We start from the raw sequence: 418 nt of genomic DNA on the forward strand, positions 1-418 counted from the left end.
GGAGAGCTGGCCACAGTCGGCGACCACCACCGGCTTCGAGGTCCTTCCCTGTCCAGACCCCACCTTCTCGATGTTCTTCACCACATCCAGCCCCTCGACCACCTGCCCGAACACCACGTGCTTCCCGTCGAGCCAGTCGGTCTTCGCCGTGCAGATGAAGAACTGCGATCCGTTCGTTCCAGGGCCGGCGTTCGCCATGGAGAGCACGCCGGGACCGGTGTGCTTCTTCACGAAGTTCTCGTCGGCGAACTTGGTGCCGTAGATCGACTCTCCTCCGGTGCCGTTCCCGGCGGTGAAGTCTCCACCCTGGCACATGAAATTGGGGATCACGCGGTGGAAGCACGATCCCTTGTAGTGGAGCGGCTTGCCGGAGCGCCCTTTGCCCTTCTCGCCGGTGCAGAGCGCGCGAAAGTTCTCC

1 protein-coding gene is annotated in these 418 nt (G+C 63.4%); it reads right to left on the reverse strand.

The annotated features are described in order from the left end of the window. The coding region (locus GFJ41_RS21155; protein ID WP_170076029.1) for a peptidylprolyl isomerase at positions 1-418 on the reverse strand (418 nt) is incomplete at both ends.

The organism is Paraclostridium dentum (assembly GCF_012922555.1).
Classification (GTDB): Bacteria; Bacillota; Clostridia; order Peptostreptococcales; family Peptostreptococcaceae; genus Paraclostridium; species Paraclostridium dentum.